The organism is Methyloversatilis discipulorum, assembly GCF_018780585.1.
GTDB classification, from domain to species: Bacteria; Pseudomonadota; Gammaproteobacteria; order Burkholderiales; family Rhodocyclaceae; genus Methyloversatilis; species Methyloversatilis discipulorum_B.
In genome coordinates this window covers 61,816-79,787 of sequence record NZ_JADMJL010000050.1, presented here as the reverse complement: position 1 = coordinate 79,787, position 17,972 = coordinate 61,816, and the positions used below count along the sequence as shown (strand labels likewise).

Sequence of the window (17,972 nt, the reverse complement as noted above, 5' to 3'; positions counted from 1 at the left end):
CGTCACCAAGTACCTGGCCGAGCACGGCGTGGTGGTCGAGAAGACCGGCCTGTACAGCTTCTTCATCATGTTCACCATCGGCATCACCAAGGGCCGCTGGAACACCATGGTGACCGAGCTGCAGCAGTTCAAGGACGACTACGACAACAACCAGCCGCTGTGGCGCGTGATGCCCGAGTTTGTCGCCGCCCACCCGCGCTACGAGCGGGTCGGCCTGCGCGACCTGTGCGTGCGCATCCACGAGATGTACAAGAAGCACGACATCGCGCGCCTGACCACGGAAATGTATCTGTCGCCGATGGAACCGGCGATGAAGCCGGCCGACGCCTGGGCGCGCATGGCCCACCGCGAGATCGACCGCGTGGCCATCGACGAACTGGAAGGCCGCATCACCAGCGTGCTGCTGACGCCCTATCCGCCGGGCATCCCGCTGCTGATTCCGGGTGAGCGCTTCAACCGCACCATCGTCAATTACCTGCGCTTCGCGCGTGAGTTCAACCGCGCCTTCCCCGGCTTCGAAACCGACATCCACGGTCTGGTCGGCACCGGCGAGGGCGAAGCGCTGGATTACGCGGTCGACTGCGTGCGCGACTGACCAAGACCGCTGAGGTATAACCGCCTACTGCTGCTGCGCCGCGCGGCGCGCGTAATCGACGAAGGCGTAGCGCAGGCCACCCGCGCTGACCGCCTCTTCGCGCGCCGTTTCCTGCCAGACACTGCGGTCGTAGTCGGGGAAGCGCGTGTCGCCATCGAACGCGTCGGCAATTTCGGTCAGCAGCAGGCGATCGACCCGCGGCAGCGCGAGCGCGTACAGCTGCGCGCCGCCGATCACGAAAGCTTCGTCGCCGCCCTCCACCGTTGCCGCCAGTTCGACCGCCGCATCGAGCGACGGCACCACCCGCGCGCCGGCGATGTCCAGCCCGTCCTGCCGGCTCACCACGATGCTGGTGCGCCCGGGCAGCGGCCGGCCAAGCGAGTCCCAAGTCTTGCGCCCCATGATGATGGGGTGGCCCATGGTCAGCGCGCGGAAGCGCTTCAGGTCTTCCGGCAGGTGCCAGGGCATGCCGTTGTCGCGGCCTATCATGCCGTTGGCGGCCAGTGCGGCGATCAGCGACAGCTTCATACGGCCACCGGCGCCGGGATATGCGGCCACGGATCGTAGCCGTCCAGCCGGAAGTCTTCCGGGCGGAAGGCGAACAGATCGCTTACTTCGGGGTTGATCCACATCGTCGGCAGCGGCCGCGGTGCGCGCGTAAGCTGCAGCTGCGCCTGTTCAAGGTGGTTCGAATAGAGGTGGGCATCGCCCAGCGTATGGACGAACTCGCCCGGCTTGAGGCCGCACACCTGCGCCACCATCATCGTCAGCAGCGCATAACTCGCGATATTGAAGGGCACTCCGAGAAATATGTCTGCGCTGCGCTGGTACAGCTGGCAGGACAATCGTCCGTCCGCAACGTAGAACTGGAACAGTGCGTGGCAGGGCGGCAGCTTCATCGACGGTATTTCCGCCGGATTCCATGCACTGACGATGTGCCGGCGAGAGTCGGGGTTGTTGCGCAGGCCGGCCAGCAGTTCGCTGATCTGGTCGATGTGGCGGCCGTCCGGCGTCGGCCAGCTGCGCCACTGGGCGCCGTAGACAGGGCCGAGGTCGCCGTTTTCGTCGGCCCATTCGTCCCAGATGCTGACGCCGTGTTCCTTCAGCCAGGCGATATTGGTGTCGCCGCGCAGGAACCACAGCAGTTCGACGATGATGGAACGCAGGTGCAGTTTCTTGGTGGTCAGCACCGGAAAGCCCTGCGCGAGGTCGAACCGCATCTGCCAGCCGAACACCGAACGGGTGCCGGTGCCGGTGCGGTCGGTCTTGACCGTGCCGTGTTCCAGCACGTGTCGCATGAGATCGAGATATTGCTGCATGGCAAAGTTTGCGCAGTCGCGTTACGCTACAGGGTCGGGATTCTAGACCAGTACGGTCTGGCCGCCCGCGACGCGGCGGCAGCGGATCGCCGCGCGGCACAAAACATTCATACAGGTGTCAGTCAGGGACAGCCCTGAGTGGCGGAGGTGGCAGGTATGTTCGGCGTGTTCTCTTCATCCCCGGCAAGCGTGCTCGGCAATCCGGCCGAGCTTCGTCGCGTGCTGGCCGAAATCGCCGCCGCCCAGCCGGATCTGGCCATCAACGAACTGACCGGCTGGGTCGAATCGGTCGGCGACGCCACCAATATCGACCTGGCGCATCACGTCAACCTGCTCTACCAGTTCGATTCCAGCGCCCAGCCTCATCTGCGCAAGCTCGACCAGATCTACGCCGACGACCCGGAAGGCAAGGACGTGGTGTGGCGCACCGGCCGCGACTTCTGGTCCATTCTGTCGTCCGCCTACGAGGTGGCGCTCGATCGCTACATTTCCGACCCGACGCACGCGTCGGTGCTGAGCGGCCTGTCGCGGCTCGCGTCGCGCACGGTGCGCGCCTGCCGCCAGCGCTTCAAGTGGGACGTCTATCACAACGGTCCGGTCGACGCCGGACTGTGGCAGGTGGCCGGACAGGCCTATCTGCTGGCGCAGGCCTCCGGCGCCGAGGCGCGCGAGGTGGTCAATGCGGCCGACGAGGTGCCGACCTCGGTCGAGCGCGAGTATCTGCGACTGATCGCGCTGCACGTGGCCGCGCCCGAAGGTCTGGTGCCGGACAGTGTCCGTCTGGCTGAACAGCTGACCGGCTATTTCGCCGCGCGCTACTCGATGTCGCCGACCATCGAGCGCGGCAGCACGCACTGGCTCGACGCCAACCAGCCGGCACCGCCGCTGCGTCTGGTGCGCGCGCCGCAGCAGGTCGACGGCATCCGCTACTTCTCCGGCATCGCCGCCGCCGACGCGGCGCTGGCGCTGGCCCGTCGCGTCGAGGGCGGCGACCTGCCGGACGCACTCAGTCTCGACGACATGCCCGAGCGCGACCAGCTGGCTAAGCTGCTTCGCCATCTGGCCATGAACTGGGCGCTCGACCCGCCGACCCGGCAGTACCGTCGCCACTCGCTCGGCGGCGCGCTGGCGGTGGCCAACGGCATCAAGCACCTGCATCACGTGCTGCGCGGCGCGCGTGACGAGGCGGTGATCTACCGCTGGGAAATGTCGGACGCCAGCCTCGGCGGCATCGGCGCCACCGCGCCCACCGCCAGTGCGGAGTGGGTGCGCGTCGGTTCGCTGGTCGGCATGCAGCCCTCGGGCGGCGACAACTGGCTGGTCGGCGTCGTGCGCCGCTACCTGCGCGGGCGCGATGCGCGCGGCACGGTGGGCATCGAAACCCTGTCGACGACCGCACGCCCGCTCGAAGTGTTTTCGGAAAGACAGAGTGGCGAAGCCGTGGCGCTCGATGATCCGGTCAGCGGCGCGGTGGTGCGCCTGGCCATCAACGGCACCGGCTATTCCGCCGAGTACCCGCTGCACGCGTCGATCAACGGCCGCCACGTGCGGCTCGACCCGGTCGAACTGATCGAGCGCGGCACCAACTTCGACCTCGCCCGCTTCCGCGTCAGCGACTTCCGCTGACCCGCGTCGCTCGACCGGCTCAGCGTTCCGGCAGCAGGAAGCCGGTGATGCGGGGCAACTCGGCGGCGAAGTTCTGCAGGCTGTGATCGCCGCCGGCATGAACAATCATGTTGGCGCCGCGCAGCTTGAGCACCGCCTGCCACCAGTCCAGCACCTCGTCACCGGTCTCCAGCAGCAGCAGATAGCGCTCCGGCCGCGTCACTGCGGCCACGTCGAGTGCGCGCAGTTCATCGACGTGGCGCTGTTCGAAACGGAAGCTGTCGCCGGTATACATATGCGTGTGCTCGCCGACGTAGTCGCCGAGCGACAGCGGTGCCACCACGGCGGGATTGATCAGCGCGGCGCGCAGGCCGTGTTTCTCCGCCAGGTGCAGCGCATAGAAGCCGCCCAGCGACGAGCCGGCCAGCGCCACCTCGCCCCCCCCTTCCAGAGCAGGCCGCAGCACCGATTCGATCAGCGCGATGGCGTCCAGCGGCCCCGGCGGCAGCTGTTCGCACCACAGATCGCCGGCCCGCCCCTGTCGGGCCAGATGGGCGCGCAACTGCTGCGCCTTGACCGACTGCGGTCCGGAACGGAAGCCGTGGAAGTACAGCAGCTTCTGCATCAGTGATCGGCCCAGTCCACCCAGCCGAACCAGGCGCTCGCCAGCACGAACAGGCCGAACACGATGCGGTACCAGGCGAACAGTTCGAAGGTATGGCTGGAAATGTAGCGCAGCAGCCAGCGCACGCTGAAGAAGGCGGCGAGGAAGGAGGACACGAAGCCGGCCGCGAAGACCGGCAGGTCCTCGACGCGCAGCAGCGCCCAGTTCTTGTACACGTCGTAGGCCGTCGCCGCGATCATCGTCGGGATGGCGAGGAAGAAGCTGAATTCGGTGGCGGCGCGGCGCGACAGACCGAACACCAGACCGCCCATGATGGTCGCTCCGGAGCGCGACACACCGGGGAACATCGCGATGGCCTGCGCGAAACCCACCTTCAGCGCAGCCCGCCAGTCGAGGTCGTCGGTGGTTTCGTAGCGCGGCGTGTGATTGCGCCGCTCGATCACCAGGATGATGACGCCGCCGACGATCAGCGCGCCGGCCACGGTGAGCGGGTTGAACAGATAGGTCTTGATGATGCCGTGGAACAGGAAGCCCAGCACGGCGGCCGGCATGAAGGCGACCAGCACGTGCAGCACGAAGCGGTTGGCGGCCGGTTCGCGCCCCAGACCGGCAGTCACGTCGATCAGCTTGCGCCGGTACTCCCAGCAGATCGCCAGGATGGCGGCGAGCTGGATGACGATCTTGAACACCCGGCTGGTTTCGTCGGTGTAGCCGAGCAGGCTGCCGGCGATGATGAGGTGGCCGGTGCTCGAGATCGGCAGGAATTCGGTGAGCCCTTCGAGAATGCCGAGAATGACGGCCTTGATCAGCAGCAGATCCATGAAGTTGCAGTGCAGCGAAACAGGTCAGGCGCCCGAGTATAGGCGACGTCGATGACGGCTCCGGTCCGCCTTCGGCGCAGATTCGCGCGCGGGCGGCGGTATTTCACCGCCCACCTGTAAAATCCCGCGCCATGTCGAAGAAAAGCGCTGCCGTCCGTTCCCGCACCCATGCTGCCGCTGCTTCCGCACCATCGGGCGCCAGCGCCGTGGTGTCGGCGGCGCCGGCCGGTGTTCCGCCGCTGGCCCTGGGCATCGCGCTGTCCATCCTGATCCACGCCTTCGTGCTGGCGATCAACTTCGCGCCCGACCTGAAACCGAAGCAGAAGGCGAAGGACCAGCCGCTCGAAGTGGTGCTGGTCAATGCGCGCAGCAAGCAGAAGCCGGTCGATCCGCAGGCGCTGGCGCAGGCCAATCTCGACGGCGGCGGCAACACCGACCAGGACCGTCGTGCGAAGACGCCGCTGCCGGCCAGCCGGCGCGACAAGGCCGGCGACCAGCTGGTCGAGACGCAGCGCCGCGTGCAGGAGATGGAGGCGCAGCAGCAGAAGCTGCTGGCCGACCTGCAGGCGAAGACCGAACTGCGTCCGGAAGAACGACGGCTGGAGCAGCCCGACCCGTCGCCACAGCCGCTGCAGGCCCTGAGCGGCGCCGACCTCGCCGCTAAGGCAATGGCGATGGCGCGGATGGAGGCGGAGATCGCACGCGACGTCGACGACTACAACAAGCGGCCGCGCAAGAAATTCGTCGGCGCACGAACACAGGAATACCGCTTCGCGCAGTACATCGAGGACTGGCGGCAGAAGGTCGAACGCATCGGCAATTTGAACTACCCGCCGGCGGCGCGCGGCAAGCTCTACGGCAACCTGACGCTGACGGTGGAAATCCGCGCCGACGGCGAGATCGAGAAGATCGACCTGAACCGCTCGTCCGGCCAGAAGGTGCTCGACGACGCCGCCATCCGCATCGTGCGCATGGCCGCCCCCTACGCCGCCTTCCCGCCGGACATCCGGCGCGAATACGAAATCCTGTCCATCACCCGCACCTGGAGCTTCACCCAGGGCGACCAGCTCGAATCACGCTGATACCCCATGACCGACCGCTACGCCGTCATCGGCAACCCGATCGCACACAGCAAGTCGCCGGCCATCCACGCCGCCTTTGCCGCGCAGACCGCGCAGGACCTGAGCTACGAGGCCCTGCTGGCACCGCTCGACGGCTTCGCCGACGCGGTTGCCGCGTTCCGGGCGAGCGGCGGGCGCGGCATGAACATCACCGTGCCGTTCAAGGAAGAGGCCTGGCGTCTGGCCGACCGCCTGACCGAGCGGGCGCGGCTGGCTGGCGCGGTGAACACCTTCGTGTTCGGCGACGACGTGCTGGGCGACAACACCGACGGCGCCGGACTGGTCGGCGACCTCGAAACGCTGGGCTGCCGGCTGTCGGGCACGCGCGTGCTGCTGCTGGGCGCCGGTGGCGCGGCGCGCGGCGTCATCCTGCCCTTGCTCGACGCCGGCATCGCCCGGCTGTTCATCGCCAACCGCACCGCCGACAAGGCGCGCGCACTGCAGACGCAGTTCGCCAGCCACGACGTGCGCGGCGCGCTCCGCGCCGGCGGCTGGGCGGACGCCGCCGACGCGCCCTACGACGTGGTGATCAACGCCACCAGCGCCAGCCTCAGCGACGAGGCGCCGCCGCTGCCTGCGGGCCTGTACGCGCCGGACAGCCTGGCTTACGACATGGTCTACGGCCGTGGCCTCACCGCCTATCTGAAACAGGCGCGCGAGCAGGGCGCGGCACGGCTGGCCGACGGTCTGGGCATGCTGGTCGAACAGGCCGCCGAGGCCTTCACGCTGTGGCGCGGCGTGCGTCCGGACACCGCCGCCGTGCGCGCGACGCTGCGCGCCGCGCTGCCGCCGCTGGCCTGAAACGGAGCCTCCGATGCGTTCTCTGCTGCGCACGCTGAAGTGGCTGCTCGCCGGTGCCGTGTTGCTGGTGCTCGCCTATCAGGTGTGGGTGTTCGCCCATCTGTTGTGGTGGACGCAGTTCAATCCGTCGCAGACCCGCTTCATGTCGCTGCGCCTCGATGAAATGCGCGAGCGCAAGCCGGACGCGCAGCTGCGCCACCAGTGGGTGCCGTACGAGCGCATCTCGGTACACCTGAAGCGCGCCGTCATCGCCGCCGAGGACGACGCTTTCGTCGATCACGAGGGCTTCGACTGGGAGGGCATCCAGAAGGCGATGGAAAAGAACCGCAAGAAGGGTCGCGCGGTGGCCGGCGGCTCGACCATCAGTCAGCAGCTGGCGAAGAATCTCTTCCTCAGCCCCAGCCGCAGCTATGTGCGCAAGGCCCAGGAGGCCGCGATCACCTTCATGATGGAGGCGGTGATGGACAAGCGGCGCATTCTGGAAATCTATCTGAACGTGGTCGAATGGGGCGACGGCGTGTTCGGCGCCGAGGCGGCGGCGCAGCGCTACTACCGCATCCCGGCGGCGAAGCTGGGCCCGGAACAGGCGGCACGGCTGGCCGTCATGCTGCCCAACCCGCGCAAGTACGAAAAGACCTTCGGCCCGCGACTGGCCGCGCACGCGGCGCGCATCGCCGGGCGCATGCATTACTCGCAGGTGCCTTAGTGCCTGCGTCTCAGCGCATGCCCGGCACCAGCCAGAGCGGCGCCTCGTCCATCACCGCGATCTGTTCGCGCAGTTCGAGAATGCGCGCCTCCCAGTAGCGCGGCGTGTCGAACCACGGGAATGCGACCGGGAAGGCCGGGTCCTGCCAGCGGCGGGCGATCCAGCCGCTGTGGTGAATCAGCCGCAGCGTACGCAGCGCTTCGATCAGGTGCAGTTCGCGCAGATCGAAGTCGCAGAATTCCTCGTAGCCGGCCAGCACGTCGCCCAGCTGGCGCGCGCGGTCGGCGCGGTCGCCCGACAGCAGCATCCACAGATCCTGGATGGCCGGCGCCATCCGGCTGTCGTCGAAATCGACGAAGTGCGGCCCCTGGCCATCGACCCACAGCATGTTGCCGACGTGACAGTCGCCGTGCGTGCGGATGCGCTTCACCTCGCCGGCGCGTTCGAACGCCGCGCGCACGCCGTCCAGCGCCTGCGCGACCACGCCGCGATACACCTTCTCCAGTTCGGGTGGCACGAAGCCGTGATCCAGCACGTAGGCGGCGGGTTCGTCACCGAAGCTCCTGATGTCGAGCTGCGGCCGGTGCTGATAGGGTTTCACCGCACCGAGCGCGTGAATGCGGCCCATGAAACGGCCTATCCACTCCAGCGTATCGCTGCGGTCCAGCTCGGGCGCACGGCCGCCGCGGCGCGGGAACACCGCGAAACGGTAGCCGGCGTGGCAGGCCAGCGTGCCGCCGCCGGGCAGGTCGAGTGGCGCAACGACCGGAATCTCGTGCTCGGCCAGTTCGCGGCAGAAGGCGTGTTCCTCGGCGATCGCATCGTCGCTCCAGCGCGCCGGCCGGTAGAACTTGGCGATCACCGGCGGACCGTCGTCCACGCCGACCTGATAGACGCGGTTTTCGAAGCTGTTCAGCGCCAGCAGGCGACCATCGACCACGAAACCGGCCGCTTCGAGTGCGTCGAGCACGGTATCCGGGTTCAGATCGGCGTAAGGCTGCTGGGTGGTGGCGTCGGTCATCAGGTGGAAAAATCCTTCAAACGCGATACCCTAGCGTGTTTTTCGCCGTTACTGGCATCTGTCGTGGCTTATCAGGTCAAGGAAATCTTCTACACGCTGCAGGGCGAGGGGCTGAACGCCGGTCGCGCCGCCGTGTTCTGCCGCTTCGCCGGCTGCAACCTGTGGAGCGGTCGCGAACAGGACCGCGCGACCGCGCAGTGCCGCTTCTGCGACACCGATTTCGTCGGTACCAACGGCACGCTGGGCGGCCGCTACGAAGCCGACGCTCTGGCCGACACCATCGCCGCGAGCTGGACCGGCGCCGGCGGCGCCCGCTTCGTGGTGCTGACCGGCGGCGAACCGCTGCTGCAGGTCGATGCCGCGCTGATCGACGCGCTGCACGCGCGCGGCTTCGAAATCGCCGTCGAAACCAATGGCACGCTGGAAGCGCCGGCCGGACTGGACTGGGTGTGCGTCAGCCCGAAAGCCGGCAACGCGGTGGTGCAGCGCCGCGGTCAGGAACTGAAAGTGGTCGTGCCGCAGGACGGCCTCGATCTCGCCGCGATGGAAGACTGGGATTTCGAGCACTTCCTGGTGCAGCCGATGGACAATGCGGCTGCGGCCGACAACGCCCGCTGGGCGATCGAATGGTGCATGCAGCACCCGCGCTGGAGGCTCAGCTTCCAGACGCACAAGGCGGTTGGCATACGCTGACCGTCGCTGACCCAGGGCAGCGCCGCATTCCGCGGGCTGCCCTTTTTGGACGTATCGAGATGGTTGTTGAACTGAGCCAGCGCTTCTTCTTCGAAGCTGCCCACACCCTGCGCCGCAAGGTGGAAACCGAATCCAGCCTGCGCATCCACGGCCACACCTATCACGCCGAGGTGACGCTGCGCGGCGAGCCGGACCCGGCGAGCGGCATGCTGCTGGATCTGGCGGTGTTCCGTGCCGCACTGGCCGAAGTCCGGGAAAAACTGGACCACCGCTTCCTCGACGAGGTCGATGGCATCGGCCCGGCCACGCTGGAGAACCTCTGCCACTACCTGTGGCGGCAGCTCGCTCCGCAGCTGCCTCAGCTGGCGCGCGTGACGGTCGAGCGCCAGGCCTCGGGCGACAAATGCACGCTGAGTGCGTGCTGAACTGACACGCGCGTGCATCGTCAGCCGATGAACGCGAGCACGGGCAAGCGCGCACGCCGTGCGCTGGCCTGTCTCGTACTGCTCGGCACCCCCGCAGCCCAGGCTCAGGCCCCTTCGTTCGACACCGTACGCGACAGCTGGCGCTCGTCGGAAGCGCGCCTGCTCGACCGCTACGGCCAGCCGCTGGCCGAGGTGCGCGTCGATTTCGACGAGCGCCGGCTCGACTGGGTCGGCGCGCGCACGCTGTCGCCGCCGCTGGTGCGTGCTCTGCTGGTGGCCGAGGACAAGCGCTTTCTCGAACATTCGGGCGTCGATTGGACGGCGCTGGCCGGTGCCACCTGGGACAATCTGTGGCGCACGCTGGAAGGGCGCCGTCCGCGCGGCGCATCGACGCTGACCATGCAGCTGGCCGGCCTGATCGACCCGGCACTGCGTCTGCAGGGCACGCGCCGCAGCGTCGGCCAGAAATGGGACCAGGCGGCCGCCGCGCGCGAAATCGAGCGCCGCTGGAACAAGGCGCAGATCCTCGAAGCCTATTTCAACCTCGCGCCCTTCCGCGGCGAACTGCGCGGCATTTCAGCCGCGACCCGCGGCCTGTTCGGCAAGGATCCGGACGCCGTCGATGCACGCGAGGCGCTGCTGCTGGCGGCGCTGCTGCGCGGCCCGAACGCGCCGGCCGAACGGGTCGCGCAGCGTGCCTGCGCGGTCGCACTGAAGCTCAAACCGGCGCCCGCCTGCGCCGAACTGCGGGCCCTCGCCAATCAGGTACTTACCCAGCGCTACCGGCTGGAGCCGCGCTGGACCGAAGCACAGCCGCTGGCCCGCCGTCTGCTGCGCGAGCCGGGCGAACAGCGCGCCACCACGCTCGACGCGCGGCTGCAGCGGCGCACGCTGGACGCGCTCGGTCGCGAGCGCGCCGACATCGCCGTCGTGGTACTCGACAACGCGAGCGGCGAGGCACTGGTGTGGGCCGGCGGTCCGGACGACACCGACGCCGCGGTGCGCCGGCTCCCGGCCGGCAGCACGCTGCACGCGTTCGCATACGGACTGGCACTCGATCAACGCTGGATCAGCGCGGCGTCGGTCTTCGACGACAGCCCGAACTTCGTCACCCGGGCGCTGCCCCCGGGCCTGCAGGGCAGCGGCCAGCCGCTCAGCACGCGTGCGGCGCTGACGCAGGCGGCCGAAATTCCGGCACTGCGCGTGCGCGCGCTGATCGGCGACGACACGCTGACCGCCGCGCTGCGTGCGCACGGCATCGACGCATCGGCGACCAACGGCAGCCGTGCCAGCCTGCCCGACATGGCCAACGCCTTCCGCACGCTGGCCAACGACGGCGTATGGACGCCGTGGGCGCTGGAGGCGGCGCAATGGCGCGGCGTGGATCGCAGCGGCAAGCGACTGTGGGCGTCGCCGGTGGCGTGGCTGGTCGGCGACCTGCTGTCCACGCGCACGACGCCTGACGCACACGACTGGCACGCCGTCATGCACGGGCGCTCGAGCGACCGCGCGACGCACTGGTCGGTCGGCTGGACGCGCCGCTACACGATCGCGTTGCGCGCGGCACGTCCGGTGGCGGCCACCTGGCTTTCGGTCGCCGCCGCCATCGACCCCATTCCGGCCGAGGCGGCACCGCCGCCGCCCGGGCTCGAGGGCGTGCGCCTGCGCTTCGAACCGGAAATCGAGGGCGAACGCGAAGAGTATTTCCTGCCCGGCACGCAGCAGGCCTTCGCCGACGCGACCGTGCGCGACCTGTTCGGCCGGCCGCGCATCGTGCAGCCGACGACGGGCGTGAAGCTGGTCAGCGCCGGCCTGCCGGCCGGTCGCCAGGCGCTGCTGTTCGAAGCGCGGCCGGGCTGGCCGGGCCTGCAGTGGGTGATCAATGACGAGCGCCTGCCGGCGATCGAGGGGCGCGCGCTGTGGAGCCCGCGCCCCGGCCGTTACCGGCTGGCGCTGGAGGATGCGCACGGACTGCAGCTGCAGTCGGTCGAATTCGAGGTGCGGCTCGACGCCGCACCCGAAACCCTCAATGGCGGACCGGCGCCTCGTACACCACCTGGCCCGACACCAGCGTCGCGCTGACGCGACCGGGCAGTTCGCGGCCCAGGTAGGGCGTGTTCTTGCCCTGGCTGCGCAGCGATTCGCGACTGATGCGCACCGGCGCCTCCGGATCGAAGATGCACACGTCGGCCGCACCACCCACCCGCAGGTGGCCGGCATTCAGGCCGAGCACGCGTGCGGCGTCGGCCGTGATGCGCGCCAGCGCAACCTTGAGCGGCAGCCGCATTTCGCGCGCCCAGGCCAGCGTCAGCGGCAGCAGCAGTTCGAGACCGGTGGTGCCCGGCTCGGCTTCGGCGAACGGCACCTGCTTGGCGTCGTCGTCGACCGGCGTGTGGTCCGAGCACAGCGCGTCGATGCGGCCGTCGGCCAGCGCGGCACGCAGCGCTTCGCGGTCGAACTGTGCGCGCAGCGGCGGCACGGTGCGGCACTGCGGATCGAAGTAGCCGATGTCGACATCGCACAGGTGCAGCGCGTGGATGGCTACATCGCAGCTCACCTGCATGCCGTCCAGCCGCGCCTGGTCGATCAGCATCAGGCCGGCGCGACTGGAAATGCGCGCCAGATGCAGCTTGCATCCGGTGGCGCGCGCCAGCTGCAGCATCTGGCCGATGGCCAGCGTTTCCGCCAGCACCGGAATGCCGGTCAGGCCCAGCCGCGCCGCCACCTCGCCTTCGTGCGCAACACCGCCGGCCGCCAGATGCATGTCGGTCGGCTGCAGCCACACGGTATAGCCGAAGGTGGCCGCGTACTGCATCGCACGGAACAGCACCTGGGTGTCGGCCACCGGTACGTTGGCCTGCGAGAAGGCGATGCAGCCGGCATCGTGCAGCTCGCCCATCTCGGTCAGCCGCTCGCCCTTCAGGCCGGCGGTCAGCGCGCCGTGCGGGTATACGTGGGCGAGATTCAGCATGCGCGCGCGGTGCTTCAGCATTTCGACCAAGCCGGGTTCGTCCAGCACCGGATCGGTGTCCGGCGGGCAGGCCAGACTGGTGACGCCACCGGCGACTGCGGCCGCGACTTCCGACTCCAGCGTCGCGCGGTATTCGAGGCCGGGCTCGCGCAGCCGCGCGCAGAGGTCGATCAGGCCCGGCGCGACGACCAGGCCGCTGGCGTCGATGACGCGGTTGGCGTGAAAGCCGTCGGGCGCCGTACCGAGCGCCACCACCTTGCCGGCGGCGATGTAGACGTCGGTCGGTGCGTCGATGTCCTGCGCCGGATCGATCAGCCGGCCGCCCTTGATGTGGATCTTCATGCGTTTCCTCCGGCCAGCATGGCCATCACTGCCATGCGCACCGCGATGCCGAAGGTGACCTGCGGCAGGATGACCGCCTGGCGGCCGTCGGCCACCGCCGAGTCGATCTCGACGCCACGGTTCATCGGCCCCGGGTGCAGCACGATGGCATCGGGCTTGGCCACGGCGAGCTTGTCCTCGGTCAGGCCGAAGAACTTGAAATACTCCTGTGCGCTGGGCAGCAGCGAACCCTGCATGCGTTCGTTCTGCAGGCGCAGCATCATCACGACGTCGACGCCGCGCAGACCTTCGCGCATGTCGTTGTAGACGCGACAGCCGAGGCGCTCGATGTCGTGCGGCAGCAGCGTCTTCGGCGCAATCGCGCGCAGATCGGGCACGCCCAGCGTGGTCAGCGCGTGGATCTGGCTGCGCGCCACGCGCGAATGCAGGATGTCGCCGACGATGGCCACCGACAGCTGCGTGAAGTCGCGCTTGTAGTGGCGGATGGTGTACATGTCGAGCAGCCCCTGCGTCGGGTGCGCGTGGCGCCCGTCGCCGGCATTGACGACGTGGATGTGGTCGCGCCCGGTCGCTTCGAGGTGCTGCGCGATCAGGTAGGGCGCGCCGCTCGAGGCGTGGCGCACGACGAACATGTCGGCCTGCATCGCCGCCAGGTTGTCCACCGTGTCGAGCAGGGTTTCGCCCTTGTTGGTCGAACTGGTCGCGATGTTCAGGTTGATCACGTCGGCCGACAGGCGCTTGGCGGCGATTTCGAACGTGGTGCGCGTGCGCGTGCTGTTTTCGAAGAACAGGTTGAACACGCTCTTGCCGCGCAGCAGCGGCACCTTCTTCACCTCGCGTTCGGCGACACCGGCGAAGGGCTCGGCGGTGTCGAGGATGCGCGTGATCACGTCGCGCGGCAGGCCCTCGGTGGTGAGCAGGTGCTGCAGCTCGCCGTTCTTGTTCAGTTGCGGATTGCGGGCCATGGTCACTCCTGCTCCGGCAGCAGACGCAGCGCCAGCCGCTCGCCGTCCTGCGCCAGCTTCACCCGCGTGCCCTCGGCCAGGTCGAGGCGCGTCGCACAGTAGGTCGGCGCCACCGGCAGCTGGCGTCCGCCGCGGTCGATCAGCACCGCCAGTTCGACCTTGGCCGGACGGCCGTAGTCGAACAGTTCGTTCAGCGCGGCGCGTATCGTGCGGCCGGTGTGCAGCACATCGTCGACCAGGATGAGGTGCCGTCCCTCGACGTCGAAGGGCAGGGCGGACGAGCGGGTGTCGCGCGACAGCCCGCGCTGGGCGTAGTCGTCGCGGTAGAAGCTCACGTCGAGCGAGCCGGCCGGCTGGGTCAGACCGAGCAGCGCGTGCAGGCGCTGCGCCAGCCATACGCCGCCGGTGTGCAGGCCGACCAGCGCGGTGTCCGGCGTGACCTGCGGGCGCATCTGCGCCGCCAGATCGGCCAGCAGTTTTTCTGCGTCAGGCAGTGACATCGAAATAGTCCTTCAGGATGAGCTGGGCCGCGTGTGCGTCCAGGTGCTTCTTGCGTTCCCGCCAGTCGTGCTGGCCGCGGTCGCGCAGCTGCGTGTCGGCCTCGGCCGAGGTGAAGCGTTCGTCCTGCAGCGCGACCGGCAGCCGGTAGCGGCCTTCGAGCTGACGGGCGAAGCGTTGCGCGCGGGCGGTCATTTCGTGCGCCTCGCCGTCCGGCGACAGCGGCAGACCGACCACCAGCAATGCAGGTTTCCATTCGTCGAGCAGGCGGCCGATCGCCGACCAGCGGGCGTCGTTGGTTTCGGCATCGAAGGTGGTCAGTGCGGAGGCACTGCGCAGTTCGCATTCGCCGACGGCGACACCGATGCGCTTCTCGCCGAAATCGAACGCCAGCACGGTGCCGCGCGCGGGCAGCGCGACCGGCTCAGGCATGCCCGGCCACGTCGGACAGCGACGCGAAGTCGACGCCGAGCAGCTGCATTGCGGCGATCAGGCGCTCTTCCGGCGGTAGGCCGAAGATGATTTCGGGGTCGGCGCGCACGGTAAGCCAGGCGTTCTGCGCCAGCTCCCATTCGATCTGGCCGGCCTGCCAGCCGGCGTAACCGAGCGTGACCAGCACGTCGTCCGGCTCGTTGTCGTGGCCGAGCGACTGCAGCACGTCGCGCGACGAGGTCAGCGCGAGGCCGTTGCCGACATCGATGCTGGACTGCCAGTCGCCGACCGGACGATGCAGCACGAAGCCGCGGTCGGTCTGCACCGGGCCGCCGAAATACACCGGCTGGCCCTGGAAGCGCGGCGATTCGAGCGACATGTCGATGCGCTCGAACAGGTCTTCGAGCGACATGTCGATCGGCCGATTGACGATGACACCGAGCGCGCCCTGTTCGTTGTGCTCGCACACCAGCGTCAGCGTGCGCGCGAAATTCTTGTCCGCCATGGCGGGCATGGCGATCAGGAAATGGCCGGTCAGGTCGACCGAAGGGGTCATGGCGTGTGCGGACATGGGATGATTTTATCCGTGTTGGACGCCGGCCGCGAACCGCGGCGCGACATCACGCTCAAAGCGCCGACTTTTTGACGGAAATCCCGCATGCCCGACCGTCCTTCATCCCGCCTGGTGTGGTTCCGCCGCGACCTGCGCATCGACGACCACGCCGCCCTGTACCACGCGCTGCGCGCCGGCGGCCCGGTGTGGTGCGTGTTCGTGTTCGACACCGACATCCTCGACGAACTGCTGGCCGAAGGCCTGAGCGCCGACCGCCGGGTCGAGTTCATCCATGCCTCGGTCACCGAGCTGGACGCTGCGCTGCGTGCGCTCGGAGGCGGGCTCATCGTGCGCCACGGCCGCGCCCGCGACGTCGTTCCGCAACTGGCGCGCGAACTGGGTGCGGGCGGCGTGGTCGCCAATCGCGACTACGAGCCCGCCGCATTTGCGCGCGACCGCGCGGTGCACGACGCGCTGGCAAAGGACGGCATCGCCTTCGACACGTACAAGGACCAGGTCATCTTCGAGTGCGACGAGGTGCTGACCCAGGGCGGCAAGCCCTTCTCGGTGTTCACGCCGTACAAGAACGCCTGGCTGAAGAAGCTCACACCCTTCCACCTGAAGGCCTATCCGGTGCGCACCTACGCGGGCGCGCTGGCGGCGGTGCCGGCAGGCGACATTCCGTCGCTGGCCGACATGGGTTTCCGGTCGACCAATCTCGCAACGCTGAAACTTCCCGCGGGCATGAGCGGCGCCGACACGCTGTTCGACGCCTTCCTCGACCGCATCGACCGTTACAAGGTGCTGCGCGACTTTCCGGCGGCCAAGGGCCCGAGCTATCTGTCGGTGCATCTGCGCTTCGGCACGATATCGATCCGCCGACTGGCGCGCGAAGCGCATGCGCGCGGTGGCGCAGGCGCCGAAACCTGGCTGTCGGAACTGATCTGGCGCGATTTCTACTTCCAGATCCTGTGGCACAACCCGCATGTGCAGGGCGGCAGCTTCCGGCCCGAGTACGACGCGGTGCGCTGGGTGGACGACGAGGAGAAATTCCGTGCCTGGTGCGAAGGCCGCACCGGCTATCCGCTGGTGGACGCGGCGCAGCGCCAGCTGGCGCAGACCGGCTACATGCACAACCGGCTGCGGATGGTGAGCGCCTCCTTCCTGACCAAGGACCTGGGCATTGACTGGCGCCGCGGCGAACACTGGTTCGCCCGCCAGCTCAACGATTTCGACCTGGCGGCCAACAACGGCGGCTGGCAGTGGGCCGCCTCGACCGGCTGCGACGCCCAGCCCTGGTTCCGCATCTTCAATCCGGTCACGCAGTCGGAAAAGTTCGACGCCGACGGCCAGTTCATCCGCCGCTACTGCCCGGAACTGGCGAAATTCGACCGGAAGCGCATCCACGCGCCCTGGCTGGCGACGCCGCTGGAACAGAAGATGGCCGGCTGCGTGATCGGCAGCGACTACCCGGCCCCCATCGTCGACCACGCCGCGGCGCGCGAGGCGACGCTGGCTCGCTTCAAGGTGGTGAAGGGGGCCGGCGAGGCGGCGGAGGGTTGATCAGCGCTGGTCGAACACGTCGCGGTAGCTCGCGTACATCGCGCCGAAAGTGACCGGCAGCAGCAGCAGCCAGCCCAGCATGGCGGGGATCGAGGCCAGCACCGCCAGCACGACGTAGAGCAGCGCGAACACGACGAAGGCCGGCGCATTGCGCAGGCTGGCGAAGAAGCTGGTGCGCATCGCATCCAGCGCCTTCATGTCGTGGAACACGACCAGGGCAGGCGCGAACCAGACCGCCATCAGCACCGGCGCCATCAGCATGACGGCGATGATGAGCATGGCCGGAATGGCCGCCATCAGCACCGCCAGACCCGCCACCGCGGCAACGCCGGCCAGACCGGCACTGATCGCCGACAGCAGCACGACCAGCATGCCGATGGCCAGCGAGGCCAGCAGATACCAGCCGCCCAGCGCCAGCAGCGGATTGATGCGCTCGCCGAAACCGGCCCACAGGTGAGCCACGCCGAAGGGCTCGCCGCGCGACAGCGCACGGCAGCCCGTCATCAGCCCACCCACCGTCACCATTGCCAGCAGCGTGGCGGCAATCATGCCGAACAGCGGCACCAGATTCAGCACCACGACGGCGATCACCCACAGCAGCGTGATCACCACCCAGACGCCGGGCGCCGCCATGAAGGCCTGCCAGCCCTGGCGCAGCCACTCGACCCCCTGGCCGGCCGCCACGCTGCGCGAATCGGGCTCCCCGCCATCAAGGGGAGCGGTCGTATCGTCGCCCGGCGGCGGGGCGGCTTCGAAGGGATTGCGGTCGTCGGTCGTCATGGCTGCATCATTCCACAAGCCGGCACGGTGTTCACGGCCGCGTCGCAGGCTGTGGCGTCCAATCCACACTCCGTCACGATGCGCCCGGCCGTGTCGGGCTGCGCGCTGCGCCGCGGCGCTTTCGCACTACACTCAA

19 protein-coding genes and 1 pseudogene are annotated in these 17,972 nt (G+C 68.6%); 9 read left to right on the top strand and 11 right to left on the bottom strand.

Annotated elements, in window-relative coordinates; translation table 11 throughout:
* A pseudogene (locus tag IV112_RS19080) lies at window positions 1–595 on the top strand (lysine decarboxylase); the annotation flags it as partial.
* Window positions 596–619: 24 nt separating this feature from the next.
* On the opposite strand, the gene IV112_RS19075 reads toward IV112_RS19080, so the two are convergent.
* The gene (locus IV112_RS19075) at window positions 620–1,123 is read right to left on the bottom strand and encodes a dihydrofolate reductase (protein ID WP_304006248.1); all 504 of its coding nucleotides are present in this window, start codon (window positions 1,121–1,123) and stop codon (window positions 620–622) included.
* A complete protein-coding gene (locus tag IV112_RS19070) occupies window positions 1,120–1,914 on the bottom strand; it encodes a thymidylate synthase (RefSeq protein ID WP_304006239.1) in 795 nt (264 codons plus the stop codon). The genes IV112_RS19075 and IV112_RS19070 overlap by 4 nt, the downstream gene beginning before the upstream one ends.
* 156 nt (window positions 1,915–2,070) lie before the next feature.
* Between IV112_RS19070 and IV112_RS19065 the strand changes: the two genes are divergently transcribed.
* Entirely contained in the window at window positions 2,071–3,540 is a 1,470-nt protein-coding gene (locus IV112_RS19065) for a hypothetical protein (protein ID WP_304006235.1), read from the top strand.
* 19 nt (window positions 3,541–3,559) lie between these two features.
* On the opposite strand, the gene IV112_RS19060 is transcribed toward IV112_RS19065, so the two are convergent.
* Together IV112_RS19060 and IV112_RS19055 are read right to left on the bottom strand one after the other, a co-directional pair.
* Entirely contained in the window at window positions 3,560–4,144 is a 585-nt protein-coding gene (locus IV112_RS19060) for a YqiA/YcfP family alpha/beta fold hydrolase (RefSeq protein ID WP_304006232.1), read from the bottom strand.
* Window positions 4,144–4,965, bottom strand: a complete 822-nt coding sequence (locus tag IV112_RS19055) for an undecaprenyl-diphosphate phosphatase (protein ID WP_019915899.1) — start codon at window positions 4,963–4,965, stop codon at window positions 4,144–4,146. The genes IV112_RS19060 and IV112_RS19055 overlap by 1 nt, the downstream gene beginning before the upstream one ends.
* Window positions 4,966–5,171: 206 nt before the next feature.
* Between IV112_RS19055 and IV112_RS19050 the strand changes: the two genes are divergently transcribed.
* From IV112_RS19050 to mtgA, 3 genes are read left to right on the top strand one after another with little or no spacing between them, the layout of a single operon-like run.
* Window positions 5,172–6,047, top strand: coding sequence for an energy transducer TonB (locus IV112_RS19050; RefSeq protein ID WP_368500651.1), 876 nt, complete (start codon window positions 5,172–5,174; stop codon window positions 6,045–6,047).
* A 6-nt stretch (window positions 6,048–6,053) separates the two neighbouring features.
* Window positions 6,054–6,887, top strand: a complete 834-nt coding sequence (gene aroE / locus IV112_RS19045) for a shikimate dehydrogenase (RefSeq protein WP_304006225.1) — start codon at window positions 6,054–6,056, stop codon at window positions 6,885–6,887.
* A gap of 13 nt (window positions 6,888–6,900) precedes the next feature.
* Complete coding sequence (mtgA, locus tag IV112_RS19040; RefSeq protein ID WP_304006222.1) at window positions 6,901–7,593, top strand: monofunctional biosynthetic peptidoglycan transglycosylase; 693 nt, start codon at window positions 6,901–6,903, stop codon at window positions 7,591–7,593.
* A gap of 10 nt (window positions 7,594–7,603) precedes the next feature.
* Here mtgA and IV112_RS19035 read toward each other — a convergent pair whose 3' ends face one another.
* The gene (locus tag IV112_RS19035) at window positions 7,604–8,614 is read right to left on the bottom strand and encodes a serine/threonine protein kinase (RefSeq protein ID WP_304006221.1); all 1,011 of its coding nucleotides are present in this window, start codon (window positions 8,612–8,614) and stop codon (window positions 7,604–7,606) included.
* 63 nt (window positions 8,615–8,677) lie between these two features.
* Between IV112_RS19035 and queE the strand changes: the two genes are divergently transcribed.
* The 3 genes from queE to IV112_RS19020 are packed head-to-tail and all read left to right on the top strand — an operon-like array spanning window position 8,678 to window position 11,814.
* On the top strand, window positions 8,678–9,307 hold the full coding sequence (queE, locus tag IV112_RS19030; protein WP_304006218.1) for a 7-carboxy-7-deazaguanine synthase: 630 nt from the start codon (window positions 8,678–8,680) through the stop codon (window positions 9,305–9,307).
* 59 nt (window positions 9,308–9,366) lie between these two features.
* Window positions 9,367–9,732 carry a 6-pyruvoyl trahydropterin synthase family protein gene (locus tag IV112_RS19025; protein WP_304006216.1) on the top strand — a complete coding sequence of 122 codons (366 nt, stop codon included), beginning with the start codon at window positions 9,367–9,369 and terminating at the stop codon, window positions 9,730–9,732.
* 27 nt (window positions 9,733–9,759) lie between these two features.
* Entirely contained in the window at window positions 9,760–11,814 is a 2,055-nt protein-coding gene (locus IV112_RS19020; RefSeq protein ID WP_304006214.1) for a transglycosylase domain-containing protein, read from the top strand.
* Here the strand turns inward: IV112_RS19020 and IV112_RS19015 are convergent.
* The 5 genes from IV112_RS19015 to IV112_RS18995 are packed head-to-tail and all read right to left on the bottom strand — an operon-like array spanning window position 11,759 to window position 15,511.
* Entirely contained in the window at window positions 11,759–13,045 is a 1,287-nt protein-coding gene (locus IV112_RS19015; RefSeq protein ID WP_304006212.1) for a dihydroorotase, read from the bottom strand. The two genes, IV112_RS19020 and IV112_RS19015, sit on opposite strands and share 56 nt — an antisense overlap.
* A complete protein-coding gene (locus IV112_RS19010; protein ID WP_304006209.1) occupies window positions 13,042–14,010 on the bottom strand; it encodes an aspartate carbamoyltransferase catalytic subunit in 969 nt (322 codons plus the stop codon). The genes IV112_RS19015 and IV112_RS19010 overlap by 4 nt, the downstream gene beginning before the upstream one ends.
* Before the next feature lie 2 nt (window positions 14,011–14,012).
* Window positions 14,013–14,510: a bifunctional pyr operon transcriptional regulator/uracil phosphoribosyltransferase PyrR gene (gene pyrR, locus IV112_RS19005; RefSeq protein ID WP_304006207.1), complete on the bottom strand. Its 498-nt coding sequence runs from the start codon at window positions 14,508–14,510 to the stop codon at window positions 14,013–14,015.
* Window positions 14,497–14,940: a Holliday junction resolvase RuvX gene (gene ruvX / locus IV112_RS19000; protein ID WP_304006204.1), complete on the bottom strand. Its 444-nt coding sequence runs from the start codon at window positions 14,938–14,940 to the stop codon at window positions 14,497–14,499. Before ruvX ends, pyrR begins: the two co-directional genes overlap by 14 nt.
* Window positions 14,933–15,511 (bottom strand): YqgE/AlgH family protein, encoded by a 579-nt coding sequence (locus tag IV112_RS18995; protein WP_020162921.1) that lies wholly within the window; start codon window positions 15,509–15,511, stop codon window positions 14,933–14,935. The genes ruvX and IV112_RS18995 overlap by 8 nt, the downstream gene beginning before the upstream one ends.
* A gap of 87 nt (window positions 15,512–15,598) precedes the next feature.
* Here IV112_RS18995 and IV112_RS18990 point away from each other — a divergent pair, with 87 nt between their 5' ends.
* Window positions 15,599–17,056: a cryptochrome/photolyase family protein gene (locus tag IV112_RS18990; RefSeq protein WP_304006201.1), complete on the top strand. Its 1,458-nt coding sequence runs from the start codon at window positions 15,599–15,601 to the stop codon at window positions 17,054–17,056.
* On the opposite strand, the gene IV112_RS18985 is transcribed toward IV112_RS18990, so the two are convergent.
* Window positions 17,057–17,836, bottom strand: a complete 780-nt coding sequence (locus IV112_RS18985; protein ID WP_304006200.1) for a BPSS1780 family membrane protein — start codon at window positions 17,834–17,836, stop codon at window positions 17,057–17,059. It lies immediately after the preceding gene.
* Window positions 17,837–17,972: the final 136 nt, after the last annotated feature.